Below are 15,962 nucleotides of genomic sequence, written 5' to 3'. Positions count from 1 at the left end.
ACTTTCTGTTTCAGCTTCAAATCATTAAATTTGCAATTCGCTGCATAGCAGCCATAGAATAAAATCACAGGAAAGATTATGTTTGATAATTTAAGCGATAAGTTAGATAGTGCCTTTCACGTCCTGAAAGGGCATGGGCAGATTACAGAGATAAACGTTGCGGAAAGCCTCAAAGAGGTTCGCCGTGCTTTGGTTGATGCCGATGTTAACTACAAAATAGCCAAAGAATTTACCAATACGGTAAAAGAAAGGGCTCTTGGTCAGGACGTATTGACTACCCTTAAGCCGGGACAGTTGATGGTAAAGCTTGTTAAAGATGAGCTTACCGAATTGATGGGTGGAGAAGCTGAAGGAATTAATCTTTCTGGAGATCCTTCTGTGATTTTAATGTCTGGCTTACAGGGTAGTGGTAAAACAACGTTTTCTGGTAAACTCGCAAATTTTCTAAAAAACAAGAAAACAAAAAAACCTTTATTGGTAGCCTGTGATGTATACCGTCCTGCAGCGATCAACCAGCTTCATGTAGTTGGGGAACAGGTGGGTGTTGAGGTGTATTCTGATGAAGGAAATCAGGATCCGGTTGCGATCTCTAAAGATGCAATTGCCTATGCCAAAGAAAATGGTCACAATGTGGTGATTATTGATACCGCGGGTCGACTTGCAGTAGATGAGGCGATGATGACCGAGATCTCAAATATTCATGAGGCAATCCAACCACAGGAAACACTATTTGTAGTGGATTCTATGACTGGTCAGGATGCGGTGAATACAGCCAAAACCTTCAACGAAAGGCTGAATTTTGACGGGGTGATCCTTACAAAATTAGATGGTGATACTCGTGGTGGTGCGGCAATCTCAATTAAATCTGTTGTAAATAAACCTATCAAGTTCATCGGTACCGGTGAAAAGATGGATGCGATTGATATTTTTTATCCTTCGCGTATGGCCGACAGGATTCTGGGGATGGGGGATGTTGTTTCCCTTGTAGAGAGAGCCCAGGAGCAGTATGATGAAGAGGAAGCGAGAAAGCTTCAGAAAAAAATTGCAAAGAACGCATTTGGTTTTGATGATTTTCTGAATCAGCTTCAGCAGATCAAGAAAATGGGATCTATGAAAGATCTTATGGGAATGATCCCGGGAGCAGGAAAGATGCTAAAGGATGTTGATATTGATGACGATGCTTTTAAAGGTATTGAAGCCATTATCCATTCTATGACTCCGGAAGAAAGAAGCGAGCCAAAGGTGATCAATGCGAGCAGAAAGAAAAGAATTGCCAAAGGTTCCGGGACTACGGTTCAGGAAGTGAATCAGCTTTTGAAGCAATTCAACCAGATGGGTAAAATGATGAAGATGATGCAAGGTGGCGGTGGCCGAAAAATGATGCAAATGATGAAGGGGATGCAATAATTTTTAGTGTCCAGTGAACAGTAGCAGTAAGGAGTAAGAATAAAAATATGGATTTTAAATCTTTAAAGGCTTATGTGATAGCATTTGAGTTAGCCATGAAGATTTTCGAAATTTCAAAAAAGTTTCCAAAAGAAGAAACTTATAGTTTAACGGACCAGATTCGTAGAAGTTCCAGGTCGGTTTGTTCTAATATAGCAGAAGCATATCGAAAAAGGAATTATCCCAATCATTTCAAAAGCAAATTAACTGATAGTGATTCAGAAAATGCAGAGACCCAGAGCTGGTTGCATTTTGCAAAAGAGTGTGGATATCTTACGAAGCTTGAATTTGAGGAGTCGAATCTGAAAAGTGAAGAAGTAGGAAAGATTTTAAATTATATGATAAATAATCCTGGCAAATTTGGAGTTAAGGTGCAATAACTGCCAACTGCAACTGCCAACTGAATACTGAAAAAAATATGACTATTCTCGATGGTAAAAAGATCAGTAATGATATAAAAGATGAAATTGCTGGGGAGGTTACCAAAATTAAGAAACGGGGAGAGAAAGTACCGCATCTTGCCGCAATTATTGTAGGTAAGGACGGTGCGAGTATGACTTATGTGAATTCCAAAGTTAAAGCCTGCGAAAGAGTAGGTTTTGAATCCTCACTTTTCAGACTTCCACATACGGTGAGTGAGCTGGAACTGCTGGATAAGATCGAAGAGCTCAACGAAAATGACGATATAGACGGATTTATTGTTCAGCTTCCTTTACCCCCCCAGATAAATACCCAGAAAGTATTGAATGCCGTAGATCCTGATAAAGATGTAGATGGATTCCATCCTACAAATTTCGGGAAAATGGCGTTGGATATGACGAGTTTCATTCCGGCTACCCCTTTTGGAATATTAGAACTTTTAGAGCGTTATGATATTCCGACAAAAGGCAAGCATACGGTTGTTATTGGTAGAAGTTATATTGTTGGGAGACCTATGAGTATTTTAATGGGAAGAAGCGGATTCCCGGGGAATTCTACAGTGACGTTAACTCACGAATTCACAAAGAATATTACCCAGGTAACTTCACAGGCAGATATTATAATTATTGCCGTGGGTATTCCAGATTTTCTTAAAGGTGAAATGATCAAGGATGATGCAGTGATCATCGATGTTGGAATTACAAGGGTTCCAGACGATCATGCCGAACGAGGTTATGTGATTAAAGGAGATGTTGATTTTGAAAATGTAAGTAAACGTGCGTCGTTTATCACACCTGTGCCCGGTGGAGTAGGGCCCATGACCGTTTCGATGTTGTTGAAAAACACGCTTCTAGCCAGAGAGCGACATCATAAAAGAGCTGTTGATGCTAAAAAATAGGAAAAAAGGGAGTTGTATTTAGCTCCCTTTTTATTTTAAATAGGATCGGTAGTATCGCCTTGTTCCAATTTCCAGTCCAGATAATTATGAATGTCAGACTGTATAAATCTTAAGCCAAAGGTAACTACCGCCATGTCATCAATGTATCCCAGCCCAGGTACAAAATCTGGAATAATATCTAATGGATTTAAAATATACAGAAAAGAGAAAGCAATGGTAGCAATCGTAAACCATGGCACTTTGTTATAAACTCCTTTTCTATAATCTTTTAGCATCCCATACATTACTTTAGCTAGTTCGCTATACTTTTGAAGCATCCCTGAGTTATTGATCTTTCTATCAACTTCTTCCTGGTTGTCCATAGCAATGTTAACATCATCATCATTAATCTTGGCAACTTCTGTTTTTACGTAGTCTTCATTTATTTCTTTTTTCTTTTTTCCGAACATATCTCAGTAATTTTAATTTATAATCTATGGTGTGAGTTTCCGTATTCTTTTTTATAGATCTTTAGGATTAAAAGAAAAAGGGATACTAATAACGGCCCGAAAATGAGACCAATAAAACCGAATAGTGGAACTCCGACGATCACTCCAAAAAGCGTAATTAATGGATGGACGCTTGCAAGTTTTTCTAATACATATAATCTAATAATATTATCTGTAGATCCTACTACCACGAATCCATAAATAAGCAGCGATATTGCCTGAAAATCGTTTCCCTGGGCAAACAACAGAATACATGCGGGTAGAATCCCTATAGCAGTCCCTATAAATGGGATCATAGATCCTATGGCGGTTATAACGAACCAGAAGAAGGGATCTGGAACGCCAAATATCAAAAAACCAATCAGGGCAATAATTCCCTGCACCAGGGCAACCAGCGGTATTCCCAGTGCATTGGACTTTACCAGTTGATTGCTTTCTTCTCCTATGATTCTAAGATTATCTTTCCCTAATGGGATATAGGTGATCATGGAGTCCCTTAAAGACTCCCGGTTTGTTAGCATATAGTAAAGCATGAAATACATGATACCAATAGCTATAAAGGCATTAAATGTACCACCGGCAAGGTTTTGCAGGTTTGAAGAAACCCAATTGGTAATAGAAGAAGTGTCTATACTGGAGCTAATGCTGAACCCTATTTCTGCTTCAATATTATTTAATTGATCTTTAAGCGCTTTAAGTACCCGTTCTGAATTTGCGACAGCTTTGCCAATCTTGGAAGTAAGCATAATAGCAATAAGCGTAACGGGAATCAAAATTCCAACAAAGGAGCCAGCCATTAAAAGTGAAGCAGCCAACGGAGGTCTCCACCCTCTGTTTACAAGCTTTTTCATCCAGCTTTTTAGGATTACATATAGTGTGACAGCTCCTAAAACACCCGAAAGATAAGGTAGTGTTTCCCGTACAATTAAAACCGTTAAGAAAAGTATGAGCAACAGAACAAATATCTGTCGCACTAAGGACGGTTTAAGTCTATCCATATTTTGGTTGGTTTGTTTTTTCTTTTGCTATTATTTAGCAAAAAGCTGATCCATATTTTTGAAGGCTTTAAATTCCAGGGCATTCCCGCAGGGATCCTTAAAGAACATGGTCGCTTGTTCTCCTGGTTTTCCTTCAAATCTAATATAGGGTTCTATTACAAAATCAACATTTTTGCTCTTTAGTAACTTCGCAAATTCTTGAAATACCTCCCATTGAAGTACAACTCCAAAATGTGGTACTGGTACATCTTTTCCATCTACGGGATTTGAGGTTGAAGCTTTGGTCTCTTGTGGATCCTGATAATGAATCACTAATTGATGACCAAAAAAGTTAAAATCTACCCAGTGATCACTGATTCGTCCTTCCCCACAGCCCAGAGTCTCCTTGTAGAATTTTCTACATTTTTGAAGATCAGAAACAGGGATGGCGAGGTGAAATGGCTGTACTTTCATTCTTTAAATATTAATTCTATTAAAGATAAGATAATAGATCTTATTCAGGAATCTAAAATTAAAAAGAACTATGAAGATATATCTAATAGTAGCAGCTAATTCTCTGTTAAGATTTAGGTTTGCGAGGTCGTTTTCCTGTTCTGAGATTTGCCTTTTTAGCAGTGCTTGTTAAAGAACCTTCCTCGGTCTTTGTGGATTCATCAGTTAGATTATTGATGGTTTTTAATTCTTCTGAAGTTAGATCCCTCCATTCTCCTACAGGAATATCTAGAGAAACATTCATGATACGAATTCTTTTAAGCGACGTAACTTGATAGTCTAAAAATTCACACATTCGGCGAATTTGCCTGTTTAATCCCTGAGTCAATACAATTCTGAAAGTATGATGCCCAAGTTTTTCGATCTCACATTCACGCGTCACAGTGTCTAAAATAGGAACTCCTGCAGACATTTTCTTTAAAAATTCTGAAGAAACAGGTTTATTAACGGAAACTACATATTCCTTTTCGTGATTGTTTCTAGCCCGAAGTATTTTGTTTACAATATCACCATCATTGGTTAAAAAGATCAATCCTTCACTTGGTTTATCAAGTCTTCCTATTGGAAAGATTCTCTTTGGATAATTAATGTAATCGATAATATTATCCTTTTCTACACGGGTATCTGTTGTGCAAACAATGCCAACGGGTTTATTGAAAGCGATATAAACATTGGGTTCTTTAAGTTCCTCTTTGGAAACAGGTTTGCCATCTACTTTTACCAGATCTCCTGGAGTCACCTTAGTTCCCATTTCAGGAACTTTATCGTTGATGGTAATCCTACCCTGGTCAATAAGTTTGTCGGCTGCTCTTCTGGAGCAGTATCCTAATTGACTCAAATATTTGTTTATTCTTACTTCTTCTGCCATAAAAACTATTCTGCTACAAAGATACTTTGAAAATAGTGAATGATGAAGAGTGAGGAGGGAAGAGTGAAAAGTGAAAAATTGTGAATAAATCTTTTAAAGTAAGACCAATAATTATTTTTCCGCAACCCGCAACCCGCAACCCGCAACCCTTCTTGACAACTATTTCAGTTTTTTCAGAAAAAAAATAAACCTCAGGCAACCTTTTGTAATTTTCAGACGTCTATATAAATAGAAGGCCTTTTGAAAATGGTAAAAGTTATACAGCTTTTTAAGAATGAATCCTCTTTGATAAAAAGAGCGTCTGTGGGAAACCAGGATGCTCAGAAAAGAATCTATGAGATGTATTCGTCAAAAATGTTGAGTATTTGCAGACAATATATTAAAGATATACAGCATGCTGAAGATACAATGCTTAAAGGCTTTTTTAAAGTTTTTACACACTTAAAAGATTTTAAGGAGGAGGGAAGTTTTGAAGGTTGGATAAGAAAGATCATGGTTAGAGAAGCCATATCTTTTTTAAGACAACACAAAAAACTGGAGTTTCAGGAAGATATGACCTATGAAGCGAGTGAGGTCTTTAATAATATAAATTCTGAAATGGAGGTAGCCGACATACAAAGTTTAATAGACAGTTTGCCCCAGGGTTATAAAATGGTCTTTGTAATGTATGCGGTAGAAGGTTACAAGCATTCTGAAATTTCGAAAATGCTTGATATAAGCGAAGGGACTTCAAAATCCCAATTATTTAAAGCACGAAAAATGCTACAGGAAAAATTAAAAACGATTAATTCATCTAGCTATGGCACCAATTAAATTTGAAGAGCATATAAAGGAGAAGCTGGATCAAAGAGAAATTCAGCCTTCAGCAGGGAGTTGGAAAAAATTGAATGCTCAGTTGGATAATTCCAATAAAGGTTCAGGTAAAAAATGGTGGCTTTCGGCTGTCGCTGCTGTGGCAGTATTACTAATTGCAAGTGTCTTATTTGTTAATCAACAGAATCAAATTTCAACCCCAATCGTTGAAACTCCTTCTGAAAATTATGATAAATCAGATAATGTTCAGTTTGAACAACCTGTTGAATTGGCTTCCGAGGAAAGTAAAGAAGACGTTGAGTCAGCCATTCAGTTGCCGGCTGAAACCCCTGCAGAAGAAAGAACTTCGAAAGATCAAGTCTCGGAAAATAATGGTGGTGAAAATTTAGCATCAAATACTTTAGAAGATAAAAAATCTATTGAGCCCATCGGCATGAAGCCATCAATTCTGAAAACTCAAAATAATATTCAGGTTTCAGAAGAATTGGAAGGAATTCTAGCTAAAGTTTCAGAAATGGAAAAAGTAAATGGTAAAGTGTCTGATGCCGAGGTGGATGCTTTGCTAGCTGAAGCCGCTGCAGAAATTAGTAAAGAGCAAAATTTATATATTGAAAATACTATAAGTGCTGAAGCTTTACTGGCCGATGTTGAATACGAGGTAGATCAATCTTTTAGAAAAGAAGTATTCGATTTTCTGAAAGAAGAATTTCTAAAAGCGAAAACAGCGGTTGCCACTAGAAACGACTAACAAAAACAATCAATTTAAATATTAATTATTCCCAAAAGGGTCATTCATCAATCACTTTTGATAAGGAGGGTTTTTGCCCAAATTTGATAAACTAAAAACATCATTATCATGAAAACAATTCTCATTTACCTAACACTATTTTTATTCTCACTAATAGCCGCTACAAGCTATAGTCAGGAAAGCGACACTACCTCCCAGGAGAACAATAAGAGGAAGTTTTTTGAAAAGCAAAAGCAAGAGATTATAACAGAGGAAAAAGAAAAACTGAGAAGAAAAGTAGAGATGTACAATGCTCAATTAGAAAATAAGGTGATAACCCTGGAAGAAGCGGAAAAATTAAAAAAAGATGCTGCCAGATTACATGCCAAGAATATAGAAAACCGATTGGTGATTCTGGAAAATGAGTTTGAATTACAGGAGCGCAATGAGGGAAGTGGTAATATGGTTTCCATAGAATTTGGGTCAGATGGCAAAGTACTACAACTAAATTCTACAGAAAGGAATAGAAAATACGATAATAGAACAACCAGTGATCTGGTTATAGCCGTAGGATTTAATAATGCGCTTTCTGAAGGACAATCCTTAAATGATTCCGACTTTAAAATAGGAGGGAGCCGGTTTTTTGAATTAGGATGGGCATGGAAAACGAGAGTTTTTGATAATTCTAATTGGTTGAGGCTTAAGTATGGTTTTTCCTTCCAGTTTAATGGTCTAAAACCTACAGATAACCGGTATTTTGTAGAAAACGAAGGGATTACGGAGCTTCAGGAATTCGATTATGATCTTGATAAGTCAAAATTCAGAATGGATAATCTTGTTGTACCAGTACATTTTGAGTTCGGCCCATCTACTAAAACTGAAACTACCAAAACGATCCGATATAATGCAGATGGTAAATTGAAATTAGGACTTGGAGGATATGCCGGATTGAATATAGGAGAGCGTCAAAAACTCAAATACTCAGTTGATGGGGACAAGAAAAAAGATAAACTCAAGGGAAATTACAATACGAATGACTTTGTTTATGGTCTTAGTGGATATTTAGGGTGGGGTGGAGCAACTTTATACGCTAAGTATGATCTAAATCCAATATTTAAAGATCCAAACATAGAGCTACATAACTTTTCTGTAGGTCTAAGGTTTGATGTTGATTAATTAGCCAATATAGTTTAGTTTTGCAGGGCTTTAAATTTGAGAAATCATTTTTAAAGCCCTTTCTTTTTTAGTAATTTCCGAATAAATATTCTCACTGAATTGATCTCTAGAACTACCATAGATAATGTTTTCGAAACCGCCCGTGTAGAGGAGGTTATAGGTGATTTTGTTCAGCTAAAAAGATCGGGAAGCAATCTAAAAGGCTTGAGTCCGTTTACCGATGAACGCAGTCCGAGTTTCATGGTCTCTCCGGTAAAGCAGATCTGGAAAGATTTTAGTAGTGGAAAAGGTGGGAATGTGGTTGCTTTCTTAATGGAGCATGAGCATTTTAACTATCCGGAGGCAATTAAGTATCTCGCTAAAAAATACGGGATTGAAATCGAGGAAACTGAGCAGAGTGATGAGCAAAAGGAGCTAGCCAATGAAAGAGAGAGCATGTATCTGGTTTCAGAATATGCTAATAAGTTCTTTCAAAAAAAAATGCATGAGACCGATGAAGGTCAGGCAATAGGACTAAGTTATTTTAAGGAACGTGGTTTTTCTGCTGAAACCATTAAAAAGTTTGATCTGGGTTATTCTCCAGATGACTGGGAAATTTTTACAAAAACAGCATTAGACGACGGTTATAAATTAGAGTTTCTCGAAAAAACGGGTCTAAGCATTGTAAAAGAAAATAAGCGTTTTGACAGGTTTAAAGGAAGGGTGATGTTTCCTATTCATTCCATGTCTGGAAGAGTACTGGGTTTTGGGGGAAGAATTCTTTCAAACACTAAAAAAGCGGCAAAATACCTGAATTCACCGGAGAGTGACATTTACCACAAGAGTAAAGTTCTTTACGGAATTTATTACGCCAAACAGGCAATTGCCAAAGAAGATAATTGCTATCTCGTTGAGGGGTATACCGATGTTATTCAGTTTCATCAAAGCGGGATTGAGAATACAGTTTCTTCATCGGGAACAGCACTAACACCAGAGCAAATAAGGCTCATTAATAGGCTAACTAAGAATATAACCGTTCTTTTCGATGGGGATGCAGCGGGAACCAGAGCTTCTCTTCGTGGGATAGATCTAATCCTGGAACAGGGAATGAACGTAAAAGTTTGTCCGTTTCCAGAGGGTGAAGATCCCGATAGTTTTGCCCGGGCAAATAATGAGGATGAATTAAGGGAGTTTTTAGAAGAAAATTCTTATGATTTTATCACCTATAAAGCCTCTTTGTTGATGGATGAATCTAAGAATGATCCTGTAAAAAAGGCTGGGCTTATTCGGGATATGGTGAATAGTATCGCAAAGATTCCAGATAATATTCAACGTGAAGTTTATTTACAGGAATGTTCCAGGATCATGGATATTTCTGAAGACGTTCTTTATGCTACGCTTGCTCAAATTGAAAAGAAAGATAATCCATCTTCAGGAGGTTCTAAGAAACGAAAAATGGAGGTGGTTAAGGAAGAGTCTACTCCTAAAGTAAAAATAGATCATCTTTATATTCTGGAGCGAAATATCATTAAGATTCTGCTTTTATATGGAAACAAAGAAGAGGAGTTTGAAGATCTTTTATTAAAACAGAATGAAGATACCGGCGAATTGGAGTTAGAACCTGAAAAACAAAGTTCAAAGGTTTTTGAAAAGATTTATCTTGATCTACAGGAAGATGAAATTGCTTTTTCGAACGAAGATTTCAGAAAACTTTATCAATTACTAATTACAAAGTTGAATAGTGAGGATGAGGTAGCGATAGAGAATATTATAAATGACCTGGAAACTTCACAGTCTAAAGAGGTGACCGATATTTTGATGCAGGAAGAGCAGTATGAGCTGCATAACTGGGACCGTCATGATATTCCGGTAAAGAATAAAGAGCAAACGGTTAATCAGTTTGTGAGTCAAACTATTTTAAATCTAAGACGACATCTTATAGACAAAAAACTCAATGAACTGCTGGAAGATATAAGAATAGCAGAGACCGAGGATGAACGTACAGATATCAAAAATGAGGTAATGGGCTTTAATAAGCTCAGAACTCTTTTGTCTGATAGGCTTGGACGTGTTATGTAGTATTTATTTGAAGTAATCTCGATTGTGTAATAAGGTCGGCTACATTATCTACTTTCAATTTTTTAAGCAGTCGGGTTTTATAAGTGCTTACCGTTTTTTCGTTAATATCTAATGCTTCGGCAATGTCCTTATTTCGTTTTCCAGAAGAAAGTAAATTCAGTACTTCCGTTTCCCTTGTAGAAAGTTTTTTAAACTTTGTAATCAAACTCTTACCTCTTGAAATTCCTGAATTTAATTTTTCAGTGATACTTCTATTCAAGTAAATTCCACCGCGGGCAACCTGGTAAATTGCCTTTTCTAAAGTTTCATTATCTGTATGTTTAGAAATATAGCCCGCAGCTCCTGCCTTAATAGCACTTAAAGCATACATCTCTTCAGGATGTGAGCTAAAAATCAAAGTTTTAACCTCAGGGAACTCCTGCTTAATACGCCTTATAGCGTTGATTCCATTAATTTGAGGAAGATCCAGTTCTACGATCAAAACATCGGGGGCATCTTTTTCTAACTGATTAAAAAGTTGAGTTCCGCTTCCCACTCTGCCAGTTACCTGTAGCGCCGGATTGTTTTGAAGAACACATTTTACACCTTCCAGAATGATAGGATGGTGATCTGCAATTAATACTCGATACATGATTTTAAATTAAAAACAAGCCCGGGGGTAACTCGTTGAGTTTGGTTTTGTTAACCTAAAATAATGCTTTGACATTTTAAAAAGTGAAAGAGACTGAGTTATTCGATAAGATGCTTACTTCTTCAGATGAACGGGTATCTGGCACACCGGGATTGGAATCATTTTGTGTGTGTTGGCAATATTTAATTTGCTGTAAATATTAAAAACTTCTCGCTGTCTTCCTTCAAAATCCAATTCAGTTTTGCCATTTTCTATACTTTTCATTGCCTGTTCCAGTTCATCATAAGAGGCGCCAAGCTGGTCTTCGTCACTTCTGCTGTCACCAAATAATCCATCGGTAGGTGCGGCGATCATTATTTCTTCAATAATATTCAAATATTCACCTAATTCATAAACTTCACTTTTCAATAGATCTGCAATTGGACTAAGATCTACTCCGCCATCACCATATTTTGTGTAAAATCCTACGCCAAAATCCTCGATCTTATTCCCGGTTCCTGCAACAAGATATTTATGAAGTCCGGCGAAATAATATAACGTGGTCATTCTTAATCTTGCGCGGGAATTTGCAAGTGCCAGGTCTACAGAAGATGTTTCTCTGTGTTGTGGAACTCCTTTTTTGAACTGCTCAAAAACAGGGGTAAGATTAACCTCTAGCGCACTTACATTGGCAAAATTATGCTGAAGCTCATCGATATGTTTTCTGGCTCTGCTTACTTGGTTTTCACTCTGATGAATTGGCATTTCAAGACATAGTGTAGGCAGCCCTGTTTTAGCACATAAAGTAGAAGCTACTGCAGAATCTATACCACCACTAACTCCAATGACAAATCCATTCATATTCGCTTTTGTGGCATACTCTTTAAGCCAGTTTATTATATGGTCTGCCACTTTTTCGATCTGCATAATATTGGGTGATTAAATTTGTAAGTAATACCTTTGCCTCACAAATCTAATACTTAAAGCCAATTTTTAAAAGGGACAGGCGTTAAAGCCTTCATAATAGAGAGATATGCTGAAGAGATTCTGGTTTTTAATACTATTTGTAAGTATTCTTTCTTGCGATAATACCTCTGAAACTGAAGCCAGGATAGAGAAAATAGATGCCAACTTTGAAGTTATTCGATTTGATCAGAAATTTGCTGAGGTGACCGAAGATAGTTTGCCAGAACTTAAAGCTCAATATCCATTTTTATTTCCGAAACAATTTCCTGACAGTGTTTGGATTCAAAAGCTAAACGACAGTATTCAATTAGAAATTGAAGCTGAAGTTACTAAAACCTTTCCTGAATTTTCTGAAGAGACAGATGATCTACACGCCCTGTTTCAGCATGTGAAATACTATTTTCCAGATTTTCAAATTCCCGATGTTATTACCATAACTTCTGAAGTTGATTATAAGAACAAAGCGATATATACTAGCGACTATTTGTTTTTATCCCTGGATACTTATCTTGGGGAGGAGCATAAATTTTATATTGGGATTCAGGATTTTCTCAGGAAGAATTTCAGAAAAAACCAGATAATTCCAGATGCAGCGAATGAAATAGCTAAGAGTTATGTTCCAAAAGCTGATTCCAGGACATTTTTAGCTCATATGCTGTACTACGGGAAAATCTTGTATCTAAAAGATAAATTTATTCCGTTTAAGAATGATGCTGAAAAGATAGGCTATACCCGGAAAGAAATGGATTGGGCACAATCTAATGAAGATCAGATTTGGCGTTATTTTATTGAAAATGAACTTATTTATGATACCGATTCCCAATTGTATACCAGGTTTTTGTACCCAGCGCCATTTTCAAAATTTTATCTTCAGCTGGATGCTGAGTCCCCCGCGAGAATAGGACAATATATAGGGTGGAACATTGTTCGAGCCTATATGGACAAGAACGACGTCTCGATCAATAAAATGCTGAATACATCAGCAGAAGAAATTTTTAATAAAGCAAACTACAAACCCAAGAAGTAATGGCTGATTTTAAGAAGTCTGAAATAAATATCGAAGTTGTAACCGATGAAAATCATGTTCCCGAAAATATTACCTGGAGTGCCCAGGATGGGAATATCTATAAAGAAGAAGCTAAAGCATTAATGCTTTCAGTGTGGGATAATAAGGATCAGGAAACTTTAAGAATAGACCTTTGGACTAAGGAGATGCCGGTAGATGAGATGAAGAAATTCTTTCACCAAACGCTGGTTTCTATGAGCGACACGTATTTTAGGGCTACTCAGGATGATAAAATGAGAGATACGATGAAAGATTTTTGCGATTATTTCGCTGAAAAGACCGAGATTAAAAAGAGCTAATTGGAGAAGCTTATTTTTGTATATAATGCAGATTCTGGCAAGTTGAATGCTCTGATGGATTCGGTGTACAAAGTGGTGAATCCATCTACATATTCCTGCAAATTATGTGAGCTTACTTATGGTTCTTTCCAGGAAAAGAAAGCCTGGAAGGAGTTTAGAGAAGATCTGGATTTCGAAACGGAATTTTTACATAAGGATGAATTTCAGGAAATTTACGCATCCAAATTCGGACATAAATTTGAATTTCCCATTGTGCTTACTCAAACAAAAAATGGGCTGGAAGTATTGGTGTCTTCTAAGAAGTTTTCAGAAATTGATTCTATTAGTGAATTTATAAGCTTGCTTTATAAACTAGTTTAATTTCTTTCGAAATTTTTATATCATATTTAAAGCTGAAAATCACAAACGATCTTCGTACAATATTTGCTTCCAAAAAGGCTAATTTTTAGTTGCTTTTTTTAGTTCAGGATCACTGAAATAAATATTCCATCTATTAGGTTCAAGAAATTTTGCATAGTTGTATAAACCAAATTCTCCAGTGTTCATAAGTAACGCCTGTCCATTTGGTTTTACAAGAAGGTAAGAGCCACAACTGGATGGCGTGGTAAAGAATTTATTTCTGAAATAATTGCCAGTATCTTTCAGTAATATAAAATCTTTATTGATTTTATCAAATTCTATTCCTTCCTGAAACAAATAGATGATTTGAATATTATCGAATTTCTTCTTTATCTTCTTCATTTCTTTCTTTTGCCACCTGTATAAAAAGTAAACGTCAGAGGAGTCAAAGAAATTAGAACCTCTACTCAAATTGCAGCGATCATTTAAAAATTGGTATGTTATTAAAAAAGTAGGATTTTCAGAAGACAGTTCGTTTGAAGTGAGTTGCTTTAATTTAGATTTAAACTTAACATAATCCACGAGGTAGATGCCAAATCTATCCTCGGTAATATAAGTGTAAGAAGTATCAGGACTTGTAGGTGGCAAAAACCAGTTCGTATATCGATGCGATTCTTCAAGAAATTTGGATCTTGAAATGGTGTCTTTCTCCGCTGTGATATATAAAAAAGTTCGATTTGTTTCCTGCCCTTGGATATCAGGAGTATTAAAATACACTAAGACTAATAATATAGATAATACTCTTCTCAAATCGAATTATTAATTCCTTCAATATAATCCAAAATATCATCCTGTCCCAGTTTTGAAGTTGCTGAAGTGATGAAATACTCCGGCATTTCTACCCAACTTTCCAGCATTTCATTTTTATAATTTTCAATATTCTTATCCAGAATTTTAGGTTTTAGCTTATCTGCTTTGGTAAAGATGATACAGAAAGGAATATTATGTTCGCCCAGCCATTGCATAAATTCCATATCAATAGGCTGAGGTTTATGTCTTGAATCAATCAATACAAAAGCGCAGATCATCTGCTCCCTTTTTTTAAAATAAGCTGTGATAAATTTCTGAAATACTTTTTTGGTAGATTTTGAAACCTGAGCATACCCATATCCCGGGAGGTCAACCAGATGCCAGTTATTATTGATTAAGAAATGATTGATCAATTGCGTTTTTCCTGGTTTTGCAGAAGTTTTCGCTAGAGATTTTCTGCCGGTAAGCATGTTTATTAAAGAAGATTTACCCACGTTACTGCGGCCAATAAATGCATATTCTGGCAAAGTGCTGTTGGGACAATGATCAACCTTCGAGTTGCTTATCACAAATTCAGCCGTCTTAATTTTCATAAAAGCCTATTTAGATCTCTCGTTGTTTCAACCACCCATGTAATACCTGATTGAATTCTTCAGGATGTTCCATCATTGCTGCATGCCCGCACTTATCAATCCAATATAGATCTGAATCTGGTAAAAGACGCTGAAAATCTTCAGCAACCTCAGGAGGAGTAACCGTATCATTTTTACCCCAGATAATGCAAGTAGAAGTCTGCATATTTGGGAGGTCTTTAGCCATATTGTGACGAATAGCACTCTTGGCAATTGCCAGGGTTTTCACCAGTTTATTACGATCACTTACCGTATTGTAAACTTCGTCTACGATCTCTTTAGTTGCAACTTCGGGATCGTAAAAAACTGCTTCCGCTTTTTTCTTTATAAAATCATAATCGCCACGTCTGGGATAGCTTTCTCCCATGGCATTTTCGTAAAGACCAGAACTCCCTGTAATTACAAGTGCCTGAACAGTTTCAGGAAACATTTTTGTAGCTAAAAGTGCGATGTGACCACCCAAAGAATTTCCAAGTAAGATTACATTACTAAAACCTTTGAAATCAAGAAATTCCTTTAAATATTTAGCAAATGTGCCTACACTGGTTTTTAAAAGTGACATGGAGTAAAGCGGTAGTTCCGGAATAACAACTTTGTAGCCCTTTTCCGGAAAATAATCCACTACGCCATCAAAATTACTGAGGCCTCCCATAAGTCCGTGAAGAATAACAATTGGTGTTCCTTCGCCTTTTTCAAGATATGTGAATTTCCCCTCTTGCCTTAAGTGATCTTTCATTGATAGCCTTTGCGGTTAGCAATCGCAAATATAGCGATTTCGATACAAGTATAATCATTTTTGAGCAACTGCAAAGGCTTTTCTGTGAAGTGGGAAATATATAAACAGGATGTTTTTTAG

At 36.6% G+C, this 15,962-nt stretch carries 19 protein-coding genes; 10 read left to right on the top strand and 9 right to left on the bottom strand.

The window, feature by feature from the left end; all coding sequences use genetic code 11:
• The first annotated feature begins 78 nt into the window (after window positions 1–78).
• Genes ffh through GFO_RS13170 form a run of 3 tightly spaced genes read left to right on the top strand, consistent with a single transcriptional unit; the run spans window position 79 to window position 2,764 of the window.
• The gene (gene ffh / locus GFO_RS13180) at window positions 79–1,407 is read left to right on the top strand and encodes a signal recognition particle protein (RefSeq protein ID WP_011710654.1); all 1,329 of its coding nucleotides are present in this window, start codon (window positions 79–81) and stop codon (window positions 1,405–1,407) included.
• Between the two features lie 47 nt (window positions 1,408–1,454).
• Window positions 1,455–1,826 carry a four helix bundle protein gene (locus GFO_RS13175; RefSeq protein ID WP_011710653.1) on the top strand — a complete coding sequence of 124 codons (372 nt, stop codon included), beginning with the start codon at window positions 1,455–1,457 and terminating at the stop codon, window positions 1,824–1,826.
• Between the two features lie 38 nt (window positions 1,827–1,864).
• Window positions 1,865–2,764 (top strand): bifunctional 5,10-methylenetetrahydrofolate dehydrogenase/5,10-methenyltetrahydrofolate cyclohydrolase, encoded by a 900-nt coding sequence (locus GFO_RS13170; protein WP_011710652.1) that lies wholly within the window; start codon window positions 1,865–1,867, stop codon window positions 2,762–2,764.
• Between the two features lie 35 nt (window positions 2,765–2,799).
• Here GFO_RS13170 and GFO_RS13165 read toward each other — a convergent pair whose 3' ends face one another.
• The 4 genes from GFO_RS13165 to rluF all read right to left on the bottom strand — a co-directional run bounded on the left by GFO_RS13165 (window position 2,800) and on the right by rluF (window position 5,610).
• Window positions 2,800–3,213, bottom strand: a complete 414-nt coding sequence (locus tag GFO_RS13165) for a YkvA family protein (protein ID WP_011710651.1) — start codon at window positions 3,211–3,213, stop codon at window positions 2,800–2,802.
• A gap of 17 nt (window positions 3,214–3,230) precedes the next feature.
• Window positions 3,231–4,250, bottom strand: coding sequence for an AI-2E family transporter (locus tag GFO_RS13160; RefSeq protein WP_011710650.1), 1,020 nt, complete (start codon window positions 4,248–4,250; stop codon window positions 3,231–3,233).
• Window positions 4,251–4,280: 30 nt separating this feature from the next.
• Window positions 4,281–4,703, bottom strand: a complete 423-nt coding sequence (locus GFO_RS13155) for a VOC family protein (RefSeq protein ID WP_041250137.1) — start codon at window positions 4,701–4,703, stop codon at window positions 4,281–4,283.
• Between the two features lie 106 nt (window positions 4,704–4,809).
• Complete coding sequence (rluF, locus tag GFO_RS13150; protein ID WP_011710647.1) at window positions 4,810–5,610, bottom strand: 23S rRNA pseudouridine(2604) synthase RluF; 801 nt, start codon at window positions 5,608–5,610, stop codon at window positions 4,810–4,812.
• A 246-nt stretch (window positions 5,611–5,856) separates the two neighbouring features.
• Here rluF and GFO_RS13145 point away from each other — a divergent pair, with 246 nt between their 5' ends.
• From GFO_RS13145 to dnaG, 4 genes are all read left to right on the top strand, one after another.
• Window positions 5,857–6,423, top strand: a complete 567-nt coding sequence (locus tag GFO_RS13145) for an RNA polymerase sigma factor (RefSeq protein ID WP_011710645.1) — start codon at window positions 5,857–5,859, stop codon at window positions 6,421–6,423.
• On the top strand, window positions 6,410–7,171 hold the full coding sequence (locus GFO_RS13140; RefSeq protein WP_011710644.1) for a hypothetical protein: 762 nt from the start codon (window positions 6,410–6,412) through the stop codon (window positions 7,169–7,171). The genes GFO_RS13145 and GFO_RS13140 overlap by 14 nt, the downstream gene beginning before the upstream one ends.
• A 108-nt stretch (window positions 7,172–7,279) precedes the next feature.
• Complete coding sequence (locus GFO_RS13135) at window positions 7,280–8,326, top strand: porin family protein (RefSeq protein ID WP_011710643.1); 1,047 nt, start codon at window positions 7,280–7,282, stop codon at window positions 8,324–8,326.
• Window positions 8,327–8,425: 99 nt separating this feature from the next.
• Window positions 8,426–10,384 (top strand): DNA primase, encoded by a 1,959-nt coding sequence (dnaG, locus tag GFO_RS13130; RefSeq protein WP_011710642.1) that lies wholly within the window; start codon window positions 8,426–8,428, stop codon window positions 10,382–10,384.
• Here the strand turns inward: dnaG and GFO_RS13125 are convergent.
• Together GFO_RS13125 and nadE are read right to left on the bottom strand one after the other, a co-directional pair.
• A complete protein-coding gene (locus tag GFO_RS13125) occupies window positions 10,377–11,015 on the bottom strand; it encodes a response regulator (protein ID WP_011710641.1) in 639 nt (212 codons plus the stop codon). The genes dnaG and GFO_RS13125 overlap by 8 nt on opposite strands.
• Before the next feature lie 114 nt (window positions 11,016–11,129).
• The gene (nadE, locus tag GFO_RS13120) at window positions 11,130–11,921 is read right to left on the bottom strand and encodes an NAD(+) synthase (protein ID WP_011710640.1); all 792 of its coding nucleotides are present in this window, start codon (window positions 11,919–11,921) and stop codon (window positions 11,130–11,132) included.
• A gap of 106 nt (window positions 11,922–12,027) precedes the next feature.
• Between nadE and gldB the strand changes: the two genes are divergently transcribed.
• The 3 genes from gldB to GFO_RS13105 are packed head-to-tail and all read left to right on the top strand — an operon-like array spanning window position 12,028 to window position 13,685.
• Window positions 12,028–12,987 (top strand): gliding motility lipoprotein GldB, encoded by a 960-nt coding sequence (gldB, locus tag GFO_RS13115; protein WP_011710639.1) that lies wholly within the window; start codon window positions 12,028–12,030, stop codon window positions 12,985–12,987.
• Complete coding sequence (gene gldC, locus GFO_RS13110; RefSeq protein ID WP_011710638.1) at window positions 12,987–13,325, top strand: gliding motility protein GldC; 339 nt, start codon at window positions 12,987–12,989, stop codon at window positions 13,323–13,325. The genes gldB and gldC overlap by 1 nt, the downstream gene beginning before the upstream one ends.
• Window positions 13,326–13,685: a hypothetical protein gene (locus GFO_RS13105; RefSeq protein ID WP_011710637.1), complete on the top strand. Its 360-nt coding sequence runs from the start codon at window positions 13,326–13,328 to the stop codon at window positions 13,683–13,685.
• A gap of 78 nt (window positions 13,686–13,763) precedes the next feature.
• Here GFO_RS13105 and GFO_RS13100 read toward each other — a convergent pair whose 3' ends face one another.
• The 3 genes from GFO_RS13100 to GFO_RS13090 are packed head-to-tail and all read right to left on the bottom strand — an operon-like array spanning window position 13,764 to window position 15,842.
• Window positions 13,764–14,474, bottom strand: coding sequence for a hypothetical protein (locus GFO_RS13100; protein ID WP_011710636.1), 711 nt, complete (start codon window positions 14,472–14,474; stop codon window positions 13,764–13,766).
• Complete coding sequence (yihA, locus tag GFO_RS13095; RefSeq protein WP_011710635.1) at window positions 14,471–15,067, bottom strand: ribosome biogenesis GTP-binding protein YihA/YsxC; 597 nt, start codon at window positions 15,065–15,067, stop codon at window positions 14,471–14,473. Before yihA ends, GFO_RS13100 begins: the two co-directional genes overlap by 4 nt.
• 10 nt (window positions 15,068–15,077) lie before the next feature.
• The gene (locus GFO_RS13090; RefSeq protein WP_011710634.1) at window positions 15,078–15,842 is read right to left on the bottom strand and encodes an alpha/beta fold hydrolase; all 765 of its coding nucleotides are present in this window, start codon (window positions 15,840–15,842) and stop codon (window positions 15,078–15,080) included.
• Window positions 15,843–15,962: the final 120 nt, after the last annotated feature.

It is taken from the genome of Christiangramia forsetii KT0803 (assembly GCF_000060345.1).
In the GTDB taxonomy this organism is placed as follows: Bacteria; Bacteroidota; Bacteroidia; order Flavobacteriales; family Flavobacteriaceae; genus Christiangramia; species Christiangramia forsetii.
The sequence above is the reverse complement of the archived record's forward strand: the minus strand, read 5'-3'. Positions and strand labels throughout refer to the sequence as shown.